The 20,270-nt window shown below is 43.0% G+C and carries 16 protein-coding genes; 8 read left to right on the forward strand and 8 right to left on the reverse strand.

Going from position 1 to position 20,270, the window contains the following annotated elements; translation table 11 throughout:
- Nucleotides 1-260: 260 nt before the first annotated feature.
- Both secA and HEQ19_26820 read right to left on the reverse strand, forming a co-directional pair.
- The gene (secA, locus tag HEQ19_26815; GenBank protein WYM02543.1) at nt 261-3,053 is read right to left on the reverse strand and encodes a preprotein translocase subunit SecA; all 2,793 of its coding nucleotides are present in this window, start codon (nt 3,051-3,053) and stop codon (nt 261-263) included.
- Between the two features lie 687 nt (nt 3,054-3,740).
- Nucleotides 3,741-4,274: a cytochrome C gene (locus HEQ19_26820; GenBank protein WYM02544.1), complete on the reverse strand. Its 534-nt coding sequence runs from the start codon at nt 4,272-4,274 to the stop codon at nt 3,741-3,743.
- 884 nt (nt 4,275-5,158) lie between these two features.
- Between HEQ19_26820 and HEQ19_26825 the strand changes: the two genes are divergently transcribed.
- From HEQ19_26825 to HEQ19_26860, 8 genes are all read left to right on the forward strand, one after another.
- Nucleotides 5,159-5,767, forward strand: a complete 609-nt coding sequence (locus HEQ19_26825; protein ID WYM02545.1) for a VWA domain-containing protein — start codon at nt 5,159-5,161, stop codon at nt 5,765-5,767.
- 75 nt (nt 5,768-5,842) lie between these two features.
- Complete coding sequence (locus tag HEQ19_26830) at nt 5,843-7,627, forward strand: Hsp70 family protein (GenBank protein ID WYM02546.1); 1,785 nt, start codon at nt 5,843-5,845, stop codon at nt 7,625-7,627.
- Between the two features lie 14 nt (nt 7,628-7,641).
- Nucleotides 7,642-9,534: a hypothetical protein gene (locus tag HEQ19_26835; GenBank protein WYM02547.1), complete on the forward strand. Its 1,893-nt coding sequence runs from the start codon at nt 7,642-7,644 to the stop codon at nt 9,532-9,534.
- Between the two features lie 13 nt (nt 9,535-9,547).
- Nucleotides 9,548-9,973 carry a transposase gene (locus HEQ19_26840; protein ID WYM02548.1) on the forward strand — a complete coding sequence of 142 codons (426 nt, stop codon included), beginning with the start codon at nt 9,548-9,550 and terminating at the stop codon, nt 9,971-9,973.
- Complete coding sequence (locus tag HEQ19_26845) at nt 9,934-10,494, forward strand: IS630 family transposase (GenBank protein WYM02549.1); 561 nt, start codon at nt 9,934-9,936, stop codon at nt 10,492-10,494. Before HEQ19_26840 ends, HEQ19_26845 begins: the two co-directional genes overlap by 40 nt.
- Nucleotides 10,495-10,577: 83 nt before the next feature.
- Nucleotides 10,578-11,213: a 4Fe-4S single cluster domain-containing protein gene (locus tag HEQ19_26850; GenBank protein WYM02550.1), complete on the forward strand. Its 636-nt coding sequence runs from the start codon at nt 10,578-10,580 to the stop codon at nt 11,211-11,213.
- A 15-nt stretch (nt 11,214-11,228) separates the two neighbouring features.
- The gene (locus tag HEQ19_26855; GenBank protein ID WYM02551.1) at nt 11,229-12,515 is read left to right on the forward strand and encodes a hypothetical protein; all 1,287 of its coding nucleotides are present in this window, start codon (nt 11,229-11,231) and stop codon (nt 12,513-12,515) included.
- Nucleotides 12,512-14,518, forward strand: coding sequence for an AAA family ATPase (locus HEQ19_26860; protein ID WYM02552.1), 2,007 nt, complete (start codon nt 12,512-12,514; stop codon nt 14,516-14,518). The genes HEQ19_26855 and HEQ19_26860 overlap by 4 nt, the downstream gene beginning before the upstream one ends.
- A gap of 320 nt (nt 14,519-14,838) precedes the next feature.
- On the opposite strand, the gene HEQ19_26865 is transcribed toward HEQ19_26860, so the two are convergent.
- The 6 genes from HEQ19_26865 to surE form a co-directional block, all read right to left on the reverse strand.
- Nucleotides 14,839-15,201, reverse strand: coding sequence for a type II toxin-antitoxin system RelE/ParE family toxin (locus HEQ19_26865; protein ID WYM02553.1), 363 nt, complete (start codon nt 15,199-15,201; stop codon nt 14,839-14,841).
- On the reverse strand, nt 15,191-15,448 hold the full coding sequence (locus tag HEQ19_26870; protein ID WYM02554.1) for a hypothetical protein: 258 nt from the start codon (nt 15,446-15,448) through the stop codon (nt 15,191-15,193). Before HEQ19_26870 ends, HEQ19_26865 begins: the two co-directional genes overlap by 11 nt.
- Before the next feature lie 294 nt (nt 15,449-15,742).
- Nucleotides 15,743-16,651, reverse strand: a complete 909-nt coding sequence (locus HEQ19_26875) for a MoxR family ATPase (protein ID WYM02555.1) — start codon at nt 16,649-16,651, stop codon at nt 15,743-15,745.
- 169 nt (nt 16,652-16,820) lie between these two features.
- Nucleotides 16,821-17,927 (reverse strand): bifunctional riboflavin kinase/FAD synthetase, encoded by a 1,107-nt coding sequence (locus tag HEQ19_26880; GenBank protein WYM02556.1) that lies wholly within the window; start codon nt 17,925-17,927, stop codon nt 16,821-16,823.
- Between the two features lie 275 nt (nt 17,928-18,202).
- Complete coding sequence (locus tag HEQ19_26885; GenBank protein ID WYM02557.1) at nt 18,203-19,099, reverse strand: MBL fold metallo-hydrolase; 897 nt, start codon at nt 19,097-19,099, stop codon at nt 18,203-18,205.
- 281 nt (nt 19,100-19,380) lie between these two features.
- Nucleotides 19,381-20,178 (reverse strand): 5'/3'-nucleotidase SurE, encoded by a 798-nt coding sequence (gene surE, locus HEQ19_26890; GenBank protein ID WYM02558.1) that lies wholly within the window; start codon nt 20,176-20,178, stop codon nt 19,381-19,383.
- Nucleotides 20,179-20,270 lie beyond the last annotated feature (92 nt).

Below are 20,270 nucleotides of genomic sequence, written 5' to 3' on the forward strand. Positions count from 1 at the left end.
TTCAATAGTGTCTACATCTTCTAACAAATCTATTTCTCCTGAAGATGTGGCAATAAGTAGGTCGGCGCAAATAAACCGTACGGTCGAGGGTCGTCATTTGTCCTTTGTCATTGGTCATTGGTAAGAGTTTCAGGCTTGTTTACTTTTCTTAACATAGTTTTGTTTATTTCTGCCTACTTACTTATCATTAGATCTCTGACACCAACCCATCACAAAGACGCAGAAAACACTCTCTGCGCCTCTGCGTGAAATAATCTTACCTACACCATTTCAGAGGAAGTTTCCACCATCGACTGCGGCTGGGGCTGGAACATGAACAGAGAGTATACCACATCTCGGCGAATATTCACCATCATATCCAAGAACAATTCATATCCCTCGCTCTTGTACTCAATCAGCGGGTCTTTTTGTCCATAACCGCGCAACCCTACAGATTCGCGCAAGGCGTCCATTTGCTGTAGGTGTTCTCGCCACAGGGTATCAATCCGTTGCAAGATAAAGAAGCGTTCGGCTTGGCGCATTAACCCAGGCTGAATTTGGTCGATTTGGGCTTCCTTGATGTCGTAGGCTATCCGCACCTGTTCATGGAGAAAGGCTTTAATCTCCCCTACAGACATATCCTCTAATTGATTGGGCTGCAAGTCAGCCAGCAGATAAACAAATTCCTTGACCTTATCCGCCAACTTGTCTAACTCCCACTCTTCCGAGGGTAGGTCTACGTTGATGTAGTAATCAACGATTTCACCCATTGTTTTTTCGGCGTAGGTAATTACCTGTTCCTTCAAGTCTTGACCTTCTAGCACCCGACGGCGTTCGGCGTAGATGGCGCGACGTTGGTTATTCATTACCTCGTCGTACTCAAATACCTGTTTGCGGGTATCATAGTAGTAGGTTTCGACTTTTTTCTGGGCGCCTTCCAAACTGCGGGTGAGCATCCCCGATTCGATAGGCATATCTTCTTCCACTTGGAAAGCATTCATTAACCCAGCGACGCGATCGCCCCCAAAAATCCGCAGTAAGTTATCCTCTAAACTGAGGAAAAATCTCGTTGAACCGGGGTCTCCTTGTCTTCCCGCACGTCCCCGCAACTGGTTATCTATCCGTCGTGATTCATGGCGTTCTGTACCAATCACGTGCAAACCGCCGATTTGGACAACTTCATCGTGTTCGCGGGTGGTAAATTGTTCGTACTCATGCTTAATCCGGTTGTAAGCAGCCCGTAATTTTTGAATGACCGGATCATTGATAGGAGCTTTTTCCGCTGCCACAGCTACCTTTTCTTCGGCTTCCAATTCTGGTAAACTGCGATCGCCATATTCCTTCACAGCCAAATCTACAGCTTCTTTGAGTTGTTGTTCAGCCTCTTTACTCAACTGAGTGGGGAAAATTTCTGGAGAAGCCCGCCAAGTTTTGATTTTTCTCCCAGGAACGAAGCCTTGACCACCACCAGATCCACTAGGTAGACCCGCAGCCCTTTGGATACCAAAGCTATCTTCATCTTCCGGTTGAACAATCCGAGGCATAAAGAATTCCCGCAGCTTCAGGCGGGACATATACTCGGAGTTACCACCCAAAATAATATCCGTACCTCTACCAGCCATGTTAGTCGCGATAGTTACAGCACCCTTGCGTCCAGCTTGGGCGACAATTTCTGCTTCCCGTTCCACATTTTCTGGTCTGGCGTTGAGCAATTCATGGGGAATCTGCAATTCCTTGAGTAGACGGCTGAGATATTCAGATTTTTCCACACTGGTTGTCCCCACCAGGACTGGTCTACCGAGTTCGTGCATTTCGGCACATTCTTTGGCGATCGCCCCCCACTTACCAGCTTCAGTCTTAAACACCATATCAGACAAATCTTGGCGTTTTCTGATTCTGTTGGTGGGAATTACAGCCACTTCCAGCTTATAGATTTTTTCAAATTCTGGTTCTTCAGTTTTTGCCGTTCCCGTCATCCCACCGAGTTTAGGATAAAGCAAAAACAGGTTTTGATAGGTAATTGTCGCCAGAGTTTGGGTTTCCGGCTGAATATCTACATGTTCTTTAGCTTCTATCGCTTGGTGTAAGCCATCACTCCAACGCCGTCCCGGTAACACCCGACCGGTAAACTCATCCACAATTACCACTTCCCCATTGCGGACGATATAGTTAACGTCCTTGAGGAACAATTCTTTAGCTTTAATCGCATTAAAAACGAAGTGCGCCCAGGGATCTTCCGGGTCAAACAAATCTGTCACGCCCAAAAGTTCTTCTGATTGAGCAAAACCTTCATCTGACAGTAGCACATTTCGCGCTTTTTCATCCACCTCGTAATGCTCATCTTTTTGCAGTCGGAAAGCAATCTCCGCTGCTTGCAGATATTTTTCCGTAGGTCTTTCCACCTGTCCAGAAATAATCAGCGGTGTTCGGGCTTCATCAACCAAAATCGAGTCTACTTCGTCAATTACACAGTAATTGAAGGGGCGTTGTACCACATCAGCCATTGATGTAGCCATATTATCCCGCAAGTAATCAAAACCTATTTCACTGTTAGTGACATAAGTAATATCACACTCGTAATTTTTCTGACGTTCACTGGGAATCATGCTTGACTGAATTAGCCCCACACTCAACCCCAGGAAACGATGTACCTGTCCCATCCATTCCGCGTCCCGACGAGCCAGGTAATCGTTTACCGTAATTACGTGTACACCTTTACCAGTCAGAGCATTTAAATAACTCGGTAAAGTTGCCACCAGGGTTTTACCCTCCCCGGTTTTCATTTCCGCAATTTGCCCACTGTGCAGAATGATACCACCCAACAGTTGAACATCAAAGTGGCGCAAGCCCAAGACACGCCGTCCAGCTTCCCGGACAACAGCAAAAGCCTCTGGTAATATATCATCCAGAGTTTCGCCCTTAGCTAGCCGCTGTTTAAATTCTACTGTTTTACCTTTTAACTCTTCATCGGAAAGGGCTTTAATTTCTTCCTCTAAGAGGTCAATTTCCGTAATGTAAGGTTGGTATTTTTTAAGTTTACGAGCGTTGGGGTCGCCCAACAAAGTTTTTAGCATGGCAGGTTATGGCACTCAATCAAGGGGGATGGGAATTAAAATTTTGACATATATTATAAAAATGTAACCGTTCATAGAAATCTGGACAAAGCTACCCAAGGATAGACAATACTAGACAACTACGTTTGTAATCAAAGTCCAAAGTCCTAAAACTACAGGGATAAACGGCAATCCCTCTATCCCCTCAAACAAATTGGGGATTACAATTCTTGCTGGATTAAGCCTATGGATTCAACTGTTGAAGTTGTCTTGGCTAAAAAATAGATAAAGTACTGCTTACCATCCGATTTGACGGCGGCTTTACCTACTCTCAGAATATCAGAATACGGTTAGCGTGAGCAAATACTCCCCATTTTTGTCCAGTAATGTCTACATGTGGGTAGTAATTAAGTTACAGTTCCTCACCCAATCCAGCCGTCTTAGTTCTGAATGGGTGTGGAATGAGATTTAACTTAAAAACAGCAAAAAAGCTAGCCAGCCAGGCTACTAAATAATTGCTTTTATCTGATCTTTAATATATTGACCTTCTTTATAGTATCATTTTGCCCCGATCTGGGAGGAGGGGGATGGGGAGCATAATTTTTCACTACTCCCTTATCGCCCTTCCCATTCAGATGCGGTAAAAAATTATAATATCGCACGGTGTAGTAGCACAGCAATGTTCCCTACGGGTGTATTTCCCGCTCCTCACTCCCACTCTCGGCTCAGACGACGGAAATTAAAGTCACTTGCACTAGGATGACAGGTAACACAGCCGCTAGCCTGTACCGGACGTGGTAACTTGACCCCAGGATGCAAAGCTTGAAAATAACGTGAATTATGGAGACGATAGGGTATTTCTTCGTCTTGGCGCAGGGAACGAGAGAAAGTTGAAAGATATTTCCACACCAAAATACGCGGTGGATCAACTAAAGGCTTGAGTTGTACACCGTAGTGCTGGGAGTCTTGGAGGATATTTTTCCAAGTTTGGGTGGGAAAAACTGCAGGTGGTAAGGCGATGTGACAAGTGGCACAGTTTTCTAAATACAGTTCTTGTCCAAATTGGTATTGTGCAGGGACGACATCAACGGTGCCAACTTCCGAGGTGGGAGTAGCACCTTGGACATTGCTAGCCATAGCCAGAAGCCAGCCCATAGCCAGACTCCAAGCCAAAATGACCAAAAGTAAACCCAAGGGACGGCGTTTAAGTTTGCGGGTGGGACGCTTAACAAGATTTGACATTCCTCACATTCCCAGATATTTAGATGTGGCGCTAGTACTCTGTCAAGATAAAAATGATGGACTGTAGTGCGGGCATCTTGCCCGCGTGAGCGAGACGCTCACACTACCAAAAATCCCTCAAAACAAAATTGACAGACTACTAGTAGCTAATCATAGGACTTACGCAGCGTTGGTGATGTTGCGGGGTTTGCGTAAGTTGTAATATAGCGATTCTCAGTTGGATGCAATACAAAATTATATCGTCGCGTTCCGGGAACAGTGCGGTGCCCTTAAGAGTGTATTGGACTCAACCGATAACCGCTATATTGAGCTATAAAGCATTTAAAAATAAGTATTAATACTTGCAAATAAGTATTATAAATTACATTAATAATATGTATTACATTATAATATGGACATATACAATTTAAATCTATTTCAGTAGAATTACTAACTTAAAACGTAAATATTACCTTGAAAGGTATCCAATCTTTTGGAACAGGGTCGCATATAACGTCTAAAAGCCTCGCCGAAGCCACCATAAGTGCTTTACAACAACGCTTAAACTCGCTGATAAACCCGGATGGTCTGGAAAACTATGCTACTTGGTATTGATTTTGGCACTTGTAACTCCAGCGCTGCGCTGATGTTAAATGGCACAATCAAGCTGGTGAAGGAACCTGTTTAGGACTTACGCACTGTACAAATTGATTATCTTGTGAATCAACGAAAATACGTCGTTTCAGGCTTTCATGAATCATCCCTAGATAAATAGCGTAGGCGTAGCCCAACCCAGGCATCGCCTAAAAGGGGTCGAAAAATCAAGGTTTAATGGCTGGAATCCATAATACATATTTTGGTTTATTTGTCAATGCGTAAGTCCTGATTTGTTTAGGAGAAAATAAATGAGTGATCGTTTGAGAAACTATGACATTGCCATCTTGCTAGATCGTTCTGGCTCGATGGTGATTGAGGATTGTCCCAATGGTAAGTCTCGATGGGACTATGCCCGTGAAAATGTTGAAGCTGTAGCCGCCCGTGCCAATAAACTCGACTCCGATGGGATTACAGTCGTGGTATTCGGAAGCAAGGTCAAAGTATATGAAAACACCACACCAGCGACAATTCAGCACATCTATGATGAGGTAGAGCCTATAGGAAACACGGCTACTGATTCAGCATTAGAAGCATTATTAACACCAGAATGGTTTCAAGGGCGCAAGAGTGGAACTCGCAAGCCGTTGATTATTATTGCTTTTACTGATGGTAAGCCAAACGATCAAGACGCTTTGGAAAAAGTAATTGTTAATGCCGCCAACAATATTGAGCGAGATGAAGATTTGGGTATCTCCTTTGTTCAAGTTGGATATGATAAGGGCGCTTCTGAATTCCTGGACTATCTGGATAACAATCTAACTGATAAAACCAAGTTGGATATTGTTAATACTAAATCTATGGAAGAGTTAGAAGAAATTGGTGTGATTGGGTTACTTAATGCGGCTTTGGATGATTAGGTAAGTCGGTGCATAGTTGGTTTGTCGCTCGATTTGGCTATTTCATGATGACATCATAAAAATGGAGGATAAGAGGTGGTCAGTAGCTTCAGTTCACGAGAGAGAAATTATCGAATTGCCATTGCTATCGACTTTGGTACAGCCCGATCCGGTTATGCCTATCAATTTTTTGAAGACAAAGATGTAAAAGAGCCTATCTTCCGCAATAAATGGCCAGATACCAATGAGTTTTACCCTAAAACTCTGACTGAGATTTTATTTCGTCCTGACGGTACTACTGTGGAGGCTTGGGGGCATACTGCAAGGAAAAGATTTACTCAACTAAGGGAAGAAGCTTCGGAGAAGGGTTACATCTTTATTGACAATTTCAAGACACTACTCCATGAAGGAAAAGATCGCGATCAAGATGGCCCTTTCATTATGAGGGAAGGTAAGAAATTTTCTGTACTGAGATTGATCGCTGAATTTCTCAGGCTAGTTAAAGAAACTGCTCTCAAAGATATTTCAGAAACTCTTGGTGGAGCAGGTTTGTTGGAAGAAAACGAAATTCGCTGGTGTTTAACTGTCCCAGCAGTTTGGGGAGAAGATAGTAAGCAGATTATGCGTCGTGCAGCCGAATTAGCTGGATTGATTGGGGAAGGAACTCAAGAGGCAGAAAGATTACTTTTAGTTTTAGAACCAGAAGCGGCTGCGGTTCATTGTCAGCAGGTGATGATGCGGCAAAACGAATCTGCCCTAGAAAATGGCAAAGTAATCATGATTGTTGATGCGGGTGGAGGAACAGTTGATATTACTGTTCATGAAGTCAAGGGAGGACAGGGCTTAGATGAATTAATTCCCTGCGGGGGAGGATTGCATGGTTCTAAGTATGTGGACAAGAGCTTTCGAGAATTCCTGGCTCGAAAGCTATCTGCTGAGGCGATGGATGAATTCCAAGCTCAATGGCCTGTAGAATATTCCAAGCTCATGAGCGAAACTTGGGAGAATATTAAATGCGGTTATGATGCAACACCTAACTGGAGAACTTCTATCGAGCTTCCGCGTAGGCTGGAAAAAATTCTTGAGGATAAGTTTCCAGAGATTTTGGAGCAGTTGGCAAATGCTCAAGGTGGCGATAATACGGTAATTCGGCTGACTAACCAAGACATGGAGGCAATCTTTAACTCTGTCGTCAATCACCTAATTGGTAAGGTCAAAAACCAATTTACTGCCCTGGAAGATCGTCAATGCGACATTCTATTTTTGGTAGGTGGATTTGCCGGGTCTCCTTTACTCAAGAAACGTATTCAGGAAGAGTTTGGTAGCAGAGTTAAAAGAGTTGTTATTCCTGATCGCCCTGGTGCTGCTGTTCTTCTCGGTGCAGCTTCTTTTGGGGTAAATCCAGGGGTTGTAATTGCTCGACGATCTAGGCTGACTTATGGCAAAGGCTGTATGATGCCATTTGAAAACGGCAAAGATCCAGAGGATAAGCGCTTACCAAAAGAGATAGTGAGCAAGATCTATCAGCAAGAAGAATACTGCGATTATTGTAATGGAAGATTTGACATCTTTGTTGCCGCTGACGATCGCGTTCCCAATGATGCTGTTGTGACTCGCAGCTATCAAATCCCTCCTAATGAGACAGAATTGACGGTAACGTTTCTCTCAACGCCTAATCCTAGAGTTCGCTACACGGATGAGGAAGGAGTGAGTGAGATTGCTCAAACTGAGTTGCGCTTGCCATTCGCACCTAAAGACAAGTCATCTAAGCTTATGGAAATAGAAATGCACTTTGGTCTTTCGGAAGTCGTTGCTTATGCGATCGATCCCATCAGTGGCAATCGAGAAAGATGCAATTTCAGATTTTCTTCTAGTTACTAATTCAGGAGGGATGTATGAAGACCATTTTTGAAATTCAGTTTAAACGTAAATATTCCCCTGTGGCTATTTATAGCCTTGAGTTTGAAACAATTAATTCCGAATTTGTTCGCGAGCTAGCTGATCGTTATGGACAACAAGAAAATATCGTATTTTTTCTGAAAGAATTTATATCTTGTTTTTCAGATTCAAAGACAGATATAACGGAGGAATTTTCTCAACTTGGTAATGATCAACTTCTAGATAAAATCCAAGAGTTGTTGTCAGATAATTCTCATTTGCGATCTGTTAAGCAAGAGCTAGAGCGAAAAGTTTCTGAATTATCTGAGTCTAACGCGAACAAAGAGGTCGGAAAGTTACGAGATGAAATTAAGAAACTTAAACGAGAGATCGAGAATGCCACTTATCAGAACAATCAACTTAAGCGTGAATTATCAAATGAGAAAAATCAGAATAGTCAATACCGACAAAACAATACAGAATATTACCGCCTTTTAAATGAGCATAATGTTCTTGTTACTAAGTACAATGCTTTGCAGAATCAAGTTGCTGGAATTCCTCAAATTACACAAGACAACGAGAAGCTGAAAAAGTCTAAGCAGGATTTAGAAAAACGATTTCAAGAGATTGAACAGGAGCTTCAAGATACTCAACAAAAGCTCTCGGTAGCGATATCTCGGTTACCCGGTCTCAACATCAACTCGAATCTAGCTGGTGGTGGCTCTCGCTCCGATAAACTCAAAATTGAATTTTCCCAACTAAAAATGGGATTATTTCACGAGGCAAGTAGCAAAGTCTTAAATGGCTGGAGAGAGCAAGGTTCTCAACTTACTTTCAGATCTGAAGAGTTTTCTAAGATCAAGTCCATTTTGTCTGAGCGAGTCTTTTGTGGCGGCATGGTGTACTTTGCTAAAGACAAAGGCGAAATTGATGCTGAATTGCATTTGATTATGGACGTACTGTCAGGCATTGAAGATTTTAGTCCTACGCCAGCAATCTTCCAGAAGATTCAGGAAAGAATCCAAGCCGGCTTGCTTCGTTCCAAGGGCGTAGATAACTCGGATCAAGCACTCATGAAATATGTCGAAGAAGTGACAAAACTTATCGACCAAAATTTACAGCAAATTGCCAAATTTAAAACGACAGGGGAAGCCTTAAACGAAATCAGGAAGTTTGCTGAGTCAGGTTTAAGGCTAGTTCGAGACATTGTAAACGATCCCAACTCAGGTGAGCTTTTTATGCCAGAGAATGGGGCTGCATTCGATGAAAGCTCTCACGAAACCAGAGATGAGCCTAGAGGTCAAATCAAAATGACCATCTATGCAGGGTATCGCGTAGCAGGAAACGTCTTAGTAAAAGCTGATGTGATTACCTATGAACCTGAACCTCGGTCAAAAAAAAACGAAATGAACACTGCTTTGGATTTTTCTGAAAATTCTCAACAAGAAAGTGAGCAACAAAACTCTGAGGGTATTGAAGATAAAAACAACCAAAATGATGAGCATGGAAATCTTCAAGAATCACTGTCACAGCCAACAAATCTAGAGGAGTCAAATCCTACAGAAATTCAATCTTTAGATTCACCAAATAATCATCAAGCAGAGAGTACCAAAGATAAACAAAATGTAGAGTCTAAAGAAACTTCTAGCAGCATAGGTACAACTTTCAGTGGCACGGTAATATCTGATAGTAGGGTAAATTTCCACACTGCTCCGCGCAAGGATGCTCACACACAAACGCAAGCAGGATCTGGTGACAAATTAAACTTTGAAGGTTGGACTCACGGTGAGAATGTTGATGGTGGTGACGGAAAAACAGATAACAGATGGTACAAACTTGCGGGACAAGATTATTGGGTTCCCGCCTGTTACAGCACTTTCCAGCAATGTGAAGTACAATATGTAAGATAGATAAATTATTATTATGAAACCATATTCCGTCGATCTGAGAGAAAAAATAGTCAATGCTTATCAGTTAGGAAATATTTCAGTTAGAAAGTTAGCTGTAAACTTTGGTGTTGGTAAAGCTTTTGTACAAAAAATGTTGAGACAGTATAAAGAGAAAGGACATGTTAATCCTGGTAAGCAAGGGACAAGAAAAAAAGCGGTATTAGCAGATTCTGCGGCTCAACTTGTTGCATTGGTAAAAAAGTATCCAGATGCAACTCTCTCTGAATATTGTGAATATTGGCTCTTAACTGAGGGGCAACTAGTGAGTTCCAGCATGATGTGTAGAGAATTGCAAAAATTAAATCTAACTCGTAAAAAAAAACGGTTCGCAGCAGTCAGGCAGCTACCGATAGAGTTCAATTGCTCAGGTGTGAATACAGAGAGAAAGTCAGAGATATAGAGCCGAAAAATCTGGTTTTTTTGGATGAAGCAGGCTTACTGCTTGGGTTAATGCGTCCAAAAGCTCGTAGTGAAAAAGGAAGTAGAGTATATGATGTAAAACCATTTTATCGAGGTAAAAAAGTCACTATTATCGGCGCAATCAGTATGGATAAAGTATTGGCTGTGATGACACTAGATGGTTCAATGGATAGTAATGCTTTTCGCGTGTTTATAGAAAAGTTGTTAGTGCCTCAATTATGGAAAGGTGCAGTTGTCATAATGGATAACCTATTTGCCCATAAGATCGATGAAATTACGCCCATAATTGAATCTGTTGGTGCCAGTGTCATCAATCTATCTTCTTATTCACCAGATTTTAATCCCATTGAACATTGGTGGTCACAGCTTAAAGCTTTTATCAAAACATTTTCTCCAAAAACTACTCAAATGGTAGATGTATTGATTGCAATTGCTTTAAATCTAATCAATCCTATGCATCTGCGAAATTGGTTTGCTAACTGCTGCTACTGTACTTCATGATTCAGGAAAGTGCTGTATATAGAGGGAGAACCACCCAGTGATACCCAGTGATTTACCACTTATGAACAGCGGGGGAGGTGATAATGACGCCCAATAAGCTGAGGATTTTTGAGCGTAGATCCCCAGTCAAAGTGCTTGGACCTTTTTCCAGGGCTGTAATCTGGGTACAAGGCTGTGATTTCGGTTGCAAAGGCTGTATTGTGCCTGAATCGTGGGATCGAGATGCTGGAGAAGAAATTGATATTTCTGAGCTTGTTGATTGGATACTTAATCAGACAGCTATAGAAGGAATTACCTTGTCTGGTGGCGAACCAATGTTACAGGCAGAAGCCCTATCTACTCTCATCGATCAAATTAGAACGAAGAAAGATTTGGGGGTTATGTGTTACACGGGATTTCGCTTGGAGCATTTACAAAAGCAAGGTACTGCTTCACAAAAAACTCTATTAAAAAAAATCGATCTTTTGATTGATGGAGTATATGTGGAAAATTTACAAGATGACTTGCTCTGGCGTGGTTCTAGCAATCAAAGAGTATTGCTTTTGAGCAGTCGGTATCGAGAGTTTTTAGAAGCTCAAAGTGATCGCTCGGCTGGACTAGAGTTTTTCTTCACAGAAGCCGGTGAAATTGGCTTTTCAGGAGTTCCCACTCAGTTAAACTTCCGCCAAGAATTTGAATCCCGAATGTCCAATCGAGCGATCATCGTCAACCCAAAGTAAACAAGGAGAATATCTATGAGTGGCACACCCAAGTATTCACAGGCAGAGTTAGAACGCCAACGACAACAACAACTAGAGGAAGAGCGTCGCCGCCAAGCAGCCGAAGAAGCGAGACTCAGAGCAGAAGCGGCGGAAAGAGAACGTCGTCAACGCCTGGAGAATCTTAGAAATAGAGTCAATTCCCAGCAACAGTCAGTTGCAACACAGATTCAGCAGCAGCAATCTGCTATGTATCCCCAAGATGCCGCAACCTTACAACAGCGATGCCAAAATCAAACCAATACCATTCGCCAAGTGCAAGACGAGTCCCTACTGCAAAATGTAGTGACCGAACTTAACCAAATCTTACAAGATACCGAGCAAGCTGTCACCCGCAAACGTCGAGATGATGAAGAGAAAAAGCGTAAGGAAGAAATCGAACGGTTGCAATTTGAGCTTGAGGAGTTAGAAAGAGAAGTTGGGCGTATTCCCGCAGGTGATGCCAGTAAATTTGATGAAAACGGTCAAAATTCTCTAAAACAGGCACTTGCAGTGGTGCGATCTGCTTTGGCTACAGGTAATCCTCAAAATGTACAAGCGCCGATTAATAACGCGAGTACAGTTGTCAAACAGCACGCTCAGGTAGTTGCCCAACGCCGTGCGGAATGGGAAAAACGCAAAGCAGCAGCAGAACAAGTTGTTGGGCAAATTCAAGACTTGGTGACAGGGCTAAAAGCCGATCCGGTGGTAATGCGATGGCATTCCCATTCTATTGCCCAGCTAGAAAATGAACTGCAAAAAGCCAATCAAGCCCTCGCCTCAGAACAGTTCGATCAGCCAAGCCAAATCCTGGCTAAAGCTAAGGAAAAAGAGAAGCAAATCATTGAAGAAGCGAATCTTGCACAACTGAAAGCAGATAAAAGAGACTACATCACCCAATCGATTGTTGCAACGCTTCAAGATATGGGTTTTTCCATCCTTTCTGTTGAGGATGAACACGCAGGGCATCCGTCCACAGCTAAAGTCTTTACAGCAACAGCAGCAGGCAGGGCAATTAGCGTCAGCGTTCCTGTAGAAGGACAAGTTTGGTACGACGTTGATGGCTACTCCAAAAATACAGTTGCTTCTGTTGCTGACGGTAGTCCAGTAGCAATTTGTGACGAAGCAGAAGCAGTGCTAACAGAAATGCACAGCGCTTTGCAGCAGGAATTTGGAGTTCAGATGGGTGAAATTTCATGGCAAGGTAAAAATCCTAATCGTAGGGTTGTAGGAGAAAACGATTTACCCACAAATTCCAGAGAAGCTAAAGGAGGAAACCGATGAGCAATCCAGTTTACTTCCGATGGCTGACAGAGTTTGAAAAGCAGATTCACTGCCGTAAACACATTATTCTGTATGGAAATATCCATGATGAGTTTCTATGGAGAGATGAGCGGCAAACGGTTTACAAAATTATCAATACTTTTTTGCATGAGTTAGGTTTTAACCTAATTGTGCGGTACAGTCCTGTAAATGGATTTAGTTACTTTTCTGAGTCCATGAGAGAGCAATTTGGTTCTCTAATTCAAGAACGTGCAGTTGAGCATCACACTCAACCTTCGTCTACAGAACCACCTAGCCCAGAAGCTCCTGCGAACCCTATGGCACCGCCCTCCCGTCGCAATCCGGGGGTTAGCACTAGGCAAGCTGCAAATATCAGAATCTTACCAGAGGTAGCTTTTGGCAATCTCAGAATGGCACTATCCCAAAGCACTACTTCAGTAGCTGCAATTGTTGATACTGTCGATATGCTGACTTCCGATCCCAGCCAGTACAGTCTTGAAGAGCGAAACCTTTTAATGCTTCTCAAAATGTGTACCCTGGAATCAACCGTTCTGACAGAAGGAAAGCTTAGTGGTTATAGAAATACAATTATTTTAGTAGCAAGTGATTTAGCAAGAATTCCTCAATGGGTGTATAAGGATAATCCTTTAGTTGAGTTAGTTCAAGTATCTTCACTGAATAAAGATGAACGCCGTGAATTTGCTTTGAAATCTCTGCGTCCTCGTGAACACTTTAGTGGATTTTATGAAGGCGATAAAATTAGCATACGACGCCCCAATAATAACACCCCTTCTCAATTGGAAATTTTAGCAGAAGAGTTAGCCGATCTAACAGAAGGATTCCATACTGTAGATTTAGAAGCTTTAAGAACTACCTCATTGCGACATAAAATGCCCCTCAAAGAAAAGGAGGTTAGAAAACTTGTTGATTTCTACAAATTTGGAAGACTAGATGATCCTTGGGAACAAATTAGTCCTGAAAGAATTGCTTCTGCAAAACAAGAATTATCTCGCTCAGTAATCGGGCAACCCAAGGCTATTGAAGCTGTTACATCAATGCTATCTAGTGCCAGAATCGGCTTAAGTATGAGTGGAAGACAATTATCCACTCAGCCCAAAGGGATCTTTTTCTTTGTCGGTCCCACAGGTGTTGGTAAAACCGAGTTAGCAAAAGCCCTAGCAAGACTTTTGTTTGCAGACGAAGGATCTCTAATTCGCTTTGATATGAGTGAATATGCTCAAGAACACGCTGCAGAAAAACTTACTGGTGCGCCACCAGGATTCGTGGGATTTGAAGCAGGTGGACAATTGACTAATCGTGTTTTGGAGCAGCCATACAGTATTCTCCTTTTTGATGAAATTGAGAAGGCTACCCCAAAGGTACTCGACAAGTTTTTACAAATACTCAGTGATGGAAGACTAACTGATGGTAAAGGCCAGACGGTTTATTTTAATCAAACTGTAATTATTTTTACAAGCAACATTGGAGCTTCCGATCTCACTAATCACAATACAGGAGAAACCATTCGCTCTGGTATTATGAGCCAAGTTAAGGAGGGAAATATACCACTTTACTCACAGATTGAAGAGCATTTTGACCAAGAAGTTCGGTGGTATTTTAGCAACTATATAGGTCGGACAGAATTACTAGGTAGGCTAGGTGATAATATAGTTGTATTTGATTTACTTCGATCAGATTTTGTCAATTCAATTGCCAATAAATTCTTACAGCAATATGCTGATTTTACAAAGGAGAAGTACAACTTAAAAATTAATTTTTTGTCATCCGTTCTAGAATTTATATTGAACCGTATGAAAGAAGAAAGAAATTTAGTTTTGGGTGGTAGACGTATAAAATCGCTCTTAGAAACTTTCATTGAAAAACCTTTAAATAGTTGGCTTTTTGAAAAATTTCCGGATACAAGTGTGCTTTCTAACCAGATTTTATCTATAGAACTAAGCCAGGATGGTTCTCTTATACCAAAAATGTTTAATAGCAAATGAGGTTCTTCAGTTTTTTGTGCTATCACTTCCACAACCGAAAACCATCGCATCATCTCCCGCAACTCAACAGCCGCCCTATCCTGGGTATACACAACACCAACCAAGATCGCCAGCACGAGTAGCTTCCGCCGCGCCCACTCGAACCATGTGCTGACATCGGTGGTCGTGTTCTTACCCTTGGCTCCACTTTTGCAGGAGTTGATAAACAGGACAGGGGGATTATCGCACCAACCCTCTGCGATCGCTTTGTCAAAAGTGCAGCGATGGTGAGTATCGAAGCCTTTGCAAGAGGTATTATTCGCAATTATTTGCGAATTGCTTTAACCTTCCTCATCATAAAAATCAGCCACAATATCTCTGATTTCATTTACATCAATATCTTCTCGGTCAGACTTAGAATAAATCGTTAGTAGCAAAATACTTGTAGGTGATTCGACTTGATAAATTAATCGATATCCAGCACTCTTGCCTTTTTGAATATTAGTATTGCGAACCCTGACCTTATAAACAATATACTCCTCACCAATGCCCGCAATTCTATCTCCGACAACATTCCCTTGTTGTAATTGCTCAATAATCGGTTGAACATCAGAGCGAATATTGCGAAATCTCTTTGATAGTCTGTAAAGTTCTTGCTCAAACTCATCCGAGAATCGAATTGAAACCGCGTTATCACTCTGCATCAATCCTGTCCCATAGCTCACTAATTGGTCTAGTTTGCCCCGTTTTTGCTTGATGTAAGGCTCTTCTCAAACTAGCTTTAATCTCCTCAACGGGTGTATCATCAGGGTCAATTTCTTCTACTTCTGACGCTTCTGGAACCAACACAATCACCCGAACTTGGTGAGCATAAGTCGTTCCCTGAATCGGCTCATCTAAAACCAAGTTTCCCTGAGCATCAATCTTACCAGTAACTTCAATTGCTTTCATCTGCTGCGTACCTTATTTGATATAAGCCTGATCTAAGTTTAATCAAGATGCAAATACATTGGTAGGCAATACTGCTCGGTTAAGCTCAAAAAACTTAAAATTCGTAGGTTGGGTTGAGGAACGTAGCTTGCTTGCCGTAGGCTAACCCAACATTTCCGGGGCTTTGTTGGGTTTCGCAGAGCCTCAACCCAACCTACCATTTTCCTTAACCGAGCAGTATTGCATTGGTAGGGGCACGGCAATGCCGTGCCCCGGAGCGGATCTGTGGTTGAATTAATTGAAAATAGCTCTATCTTAAGGAATTGGCACCGTTCGCAATAACCGCTCAACTACAGTTCTCCCACTCCGTCCACCCCTAGGAATCAGGCGATGACAAAGAATGTGAGGAACGAGAAACTTTACATCATCGGGAATAGCGTAATCACGCCCTAAAATAAAAGCTAATGCTTGGGTAGCCCGTTGTAATGCCACACTACCACGCGGACTGACACCCAGAGAAATTTCCTCATCCTGCCTTGTTGCTCGCACCAAGTCGATAATGTACTGTTGTAATGTAGTATCAACTTTTACCCCAGAGCAGATACCACGCAATGCCTCCACTTCTGCCAAAGTAATACAAGGCTGTAAATCAGCGACCTTCACACCAGATTGCAAACTTTGCAGCATTTGCAGTTCTTCTGCTTCTGAAGGATAGCCCAAACTCAACGACAACATGAACCGATCCATCTGCGCTTCTGGTAAGGGAAAAGTTCCTTGGTACTCGATGGGGTTCTGGGTAGCAATGACAAAAAACGGCTGAGGAACTGGACGGGAGACACCATCGACTGTCACCTGATGTTCTTCCATCACTTCCAGCAAAGCTGACTGAGTACGGGGTGTAGCGCGATTGATTTCGTCAGCTAGCAAGACATTGGCAAATATTGGCCCAGGGAGAAAGCTAAATTCGCCGCTTTTTGGGTTCCAAATGTTAGTACCAGTGATGTCAGTCGGTAATAAGTCGGGGGTGCATTGTAGCCGTTGAAACTTGCCATCAACAGAACGCGCCAGGGATTTAGCCAGGAGGGTTTTACCCACACCAGGGACATCTTCTAGCAGCGCATGTCCACCACCTAATAAGGCGACTAGCACTAAGCGTATGGCTTCGCTTTTACCAACGATGGTACGAGCCAGATTTGCTGTTAAAGCGTCAATTTTTTCTCTCATGAGTTAGGGGAATGGGGGATGGGGATTGGGGATTGGGGATTGGGGATTGGGAGTAATTTTGAATTTTGAGAGAGCGAACTGAAAATAGTTTCTTGTCCCCGCTCTCCCCAGTCCCCATTCCCCAGTCCCGTATTAACAGTATTCCCACTCAGAACTCAGAACGCATCATTCAGCACTCCTGACTCAAAACTTGTCTAGCAATAGTGCAGTCAAGTTGAATTTGTGTTTTCAGGGCTTCTAGGGAAGGAAATTTTTGTTCAGGGCGCAAAAATTCTACTAGCTGCACAGCCAATCTTGTGCTGTATAAATCGCCAGTCCAATCGAATAAATGTACTTCCACAGATTTATCTGCACCATTTACTGTTGGGCGGTTCCCTATATTCATCACTCCTAAGTGGACAGGAGAAGTAGTAGCGTTTAATGTTTCATATAACGTAAAAATACGGACAGCATAAACACCTTCGCGGGGCAAAAACTTGTCAGATGGTAGTTGGAGGTTAGCGGTGGGAAAGCCAATGGTTCTGCCAAGTTGTTGACCTTGAACGACGACACCGTAGAGAGTGTAGGGGCGTCCTAATAGTAGATTTGCATTTTTGATGTCGCCACTGTCTAGGGCGTGGCGAATCAATGAAGTGCTAATGGGTGGCTCTTGGGTGGGAGGAAGGGTAGCACAACTGCTCTCTACAGGTATGTTGTCATTGTCTTTTGATGTTTCTAAGGGCACGATAGTAACGGGGATATTGTACTTGGCAGCGAGCAATTGCAAATCATCTGCAGTACCACTGCGCTGTTTGCCAAAACAAAAATCTTGCCCAACGCTAATTTGCTGACATTGTAGCTGTTGTACCAGAATTTTTTCTACAAATTCTTCAGGAGGCAAATTAGATAATTCTTTATCGAAGGGTAGCAGTACCAGTTGTTCTATGCCAAGCGATCGCAATTGTTCGACTTTTTCATCCAATGGCGTTAACAAAGCACGGGGTTGCCCTGTAAAAAATTCTAATGGATGGGGATGAAAAGTCACAACCGTCGAGTAAATATGTTTCTGTGATGATGCTGAGGTGGTAGGGTTGTGGGGTGAGCATTCTGGCAAATTCTCCCCCTCTCCCCTCCGCGCCCTCTCTTTTCTAGCTAAGAGCAACACTGGCTGAATTACCCTTTGATGACCAAGATGCACACCATCAAATTTGCCAAGAGCCACAGCCGTCGGTGTTAGAACCAATTTAGTCGAAGAAGCAACCCACACAGTACACCCATTTTGAGACAAATTTAACACGTGGATTCTGGGATTTTAGGTTTATTTAGCTATCAGTCGTCAGCTACTACATTATGAGTAACCGCTTAGGAGAACACCCTTGGTGGAGACTCCACCAAGTGCAAACCGGAGCATTCAGCCCTAACAGAGATTCTCTGGGGGCGTTTAAGCTCCTTTGGTGACACTAGAAAGGATATCCTCCAGTTTTCGTGGCGTCCTTCACAGGTACGCTCTCTGGCTGAGAGCTTCTAATCACCAATCTAATCTAAAATCTAACAACGCTCCGTTTGCAACCTTTAAATAGAAAATTTGCTGACAGGAAAAGATGGCGATAAGGGAACTGAAATAGGCACCTCCAGTATCAATCCTTCTCGTGCCATGATTGCACCAGAAAATTTTTCAAATGCTTCTTCCCCGACCCGATCCAAAAAATCATCATTGTGGGCGGGGTCATGGTGAAAAATTACTAAAGTCTTGACGTTAGCAGCTTTGGCGATTTTCACACCTTCTTGCCAAGTGGAGTGTCCCCAGCCAATTTTTGGCGATCTTGGCGAATAGTATTCTTCATCAGAATAAGTGGAATCATAGATCAAGATGTCAGCGTTACGAGATAACCACAAAACATTTTCATCTAGTCTGTCAGGAAAATGTTCAGTATCTGTAATATACACAGCCGCACCGCCACGCCAGTTGACTCGGTATCCTACAGCTTCCCCTGGATGGTTTAGGGGTGCTGTCTCTAAAGTCACCTCATCGATGTGGATTGGTTCCCCCGGTACGATATTGTAGAAATTCATATCTGCTTGCATGATTTGCAAGGGTACGGGGAAATTTGGGTGCAGCATTTGGTCATTGAGGCGCTGTTCAATTGTCGAACCATCGGGAGCGATCGCCCCGTATATATGAAAGTGGTTCCCCTTGATAAATCCTGGGTTAAAGAAGGGAAACCCCTGCATGTGATCCCAGTGAGAATGCGTAAAGAACATATGAGCTTCTAGGGGCATTTGGGGCAATAATGATTGCCCCAAAACATGCAGTCCTGTACCACCATCAAAAATCAAGCGTTTATCGCCCGCTTGCATCTCAATGCAAGGGGTATTACCGCCATATCGAACGGTTTGTGGCCCTGGACTGGGGATGCTACCCCGAACGCCCCAAAATTGCACGGTAAATTGATTCTCTATCCTAGACATGGGTGTTGTTTGCTGGACTGAGCGGGCGATCAATCAAAAAATTGTTACTTATTTTGTTCAGTTTATGCTGTCTTACTGTTTTTGGTAGATGGCAATTTCTTGGTAAAACAGCATACTCTGTTTCAGCCTGATTTGGTAAATCTGATTCAGATAAAGCTAAGTAAAGCCTAATTTTTCAGAACTATAAGTATCAGTGATATCTCAATAGCTCCTACTTTATAGCCTAAATTTAACTGTGATGCATTTTACCTACTCCTGGGGTTTTTCTGTAGAGCAAATTTTCAGCCAAATTTGAATTCCCACTTGGATAATTGATTCAGTCCAGTTGCGTAAGTAAGATTGTATTGCAATGGCGTAATACTAATGTAGTTATCACGGATAACATGGACATCTATCGGTACGTCTTGAGGTAGATTTAAGCCTGCTGTTGGTTCTACTTCCTCTAAAACTTCCCCGGTTAGCCAATAATAAATTCTGCCCCGAGGATCGACTCGCTTGTCAAAAATATCAACGTAGCGCCGCACTCCCTGGCGGGTAAGGGTGACTCCAGCAATTTCTTCTTGTTTGACTGCAGGAATATTGACGTTGAGCAACATCAACTCTGGTAAGGGTTGCGCCGCCAATTGGTCTACTAGCTGTTTGGCAAAGTTAGCCCCAGGTTGAAAGTCTTTGGAGGTAGAACTATTAAGACTCAGTGCTATGCCAGGAATGCCTTCCATGACGCCCTCCATAGCCGCCGAAACAGTCCCGGAATAGAGGATTTCGGTGCCCAAATTGGCACCGTGATTAATGCCAGAAAGCACTAAGTCTGGCGGAGAATCTAATAAAGCCCACAGTGCCAATTTCACACAATCGGAAGGCGTACCATCACAAGCCCAAGCATGGACTGCAGGATGAAAAATTGTCTCCACAATTTCGGCGCGAATCGGTTGGTGCAAGGTTAATCCATGTCCCGTTGCCGATCGCTCCCGATCAGGGCAAACTACAGATACATCATGACCAGCTTCTGCCAAGCAGTTGGCTAAGGTACGGATACCCAAGGCAGAAATTCCGTCATCATTGCTAATAAGTAATTTCATAATTTAGTTGTCGGTGGTCAAACGATTTTGGATTTGGGATTTGGGATTTTGGATTTGTTCTGCCCACAAGGGGCGGGGCTTGAACCGAAACA

This window comes from Gloeotrichia echinulata CP02, assembly GCA_038087035.1.
GTDB lineage: Bacteria > Cyanobacteriota > Cyanobacteriia > Cyanobacteriales > Nostocaceae > Gloeotrichia > Gloeotrichia echinulata.

Coding starts and splice junctions, on each gene's coding strand:
- secA (WYM02543.1), bottom strand. CDS start 3,053: ATGCTAAAAACTTTGTTGGGCGACCCCAACGCTCGTAAACTTAAAAAA.
- HEQ19_26865 (WYM02553.1), bottom strand. CDS start 15,201: ATGCAGAGTGATAACGCGGTTTCAATTCGATTCTCGGATGAGTTTGAG.
- HEQ19_26850 (WYM02550.1), top strand. CDS start 10,578: ATGACGCCCAATAAGCTGAGGATTTTTGAGCGTAGATCCCCAGTCAAA.
- HEQ19_26835 (WYM02547.1), top strand. CDS start 7,642: ATGAAGACCATTTTTGAAATTCAGTTTAAACGTAAATATTCCCCTGTG.
- HEQ19_26840 (WYM02548.1), top strand. CDS start 9,548: ATGAAACCATATTCCGTCGATCTGAGAGAAAAAATAGTCAATGCTTAT.
- HEQ19_26870 (WYM02554.1), bottom strand. CDS start 15,448: ATGAAAGCAATTGAAGTTACTGGTAAGATTGATGCTCAGGGAAACTTG.
- HEQ19_26875 (WYM02555.1), bottom strand. CDS start 16,651: ATGAGAGAAAAAATTGACGCTTTAACAGCAAATCTGGCTCGTACCATC.
- HEQ19_26820 (WYM02544.1), bottom strand. CDS start 4,274: ATGTCAAATCTTGTTAAGCGTCCCACCCGCAAACTTAAACGCCGTCCC.
- HEQ19_26885 (WYM02557.1), bottom strand. CDS start 19,099: ATGTCTAGGATAGAGAATCAATTTACCGTGCAATTTTGGGGCGTTCGG.
- HEQ19_26855 (WYM02551.1), top strand. CDS start 11,229: ATGAGTGGCACACCCAAGTATTCACAGGCAGAGTTAGAACGCCAACGA.
- HEQ19_26825 (WYM02545.1), top strand. CDS start 5,159: ATGAGTGATCGTTTGAGAAACTATGACATTGCCATCTTGCTAGATCGT.
- surE (WYM02558.1), bottom strand. CDS start 20,178: ATGAAATTACTTATTAGCAATGATGACGGAATTTCTGCCTTGGGTATC.
- HEQ19_26860 (WYM02552.1), top strand. CDS start 12,512: ATGAGCAATCCAGTTTACTTCCGATGGCTGACAGAGTTTGAAAAGCAG.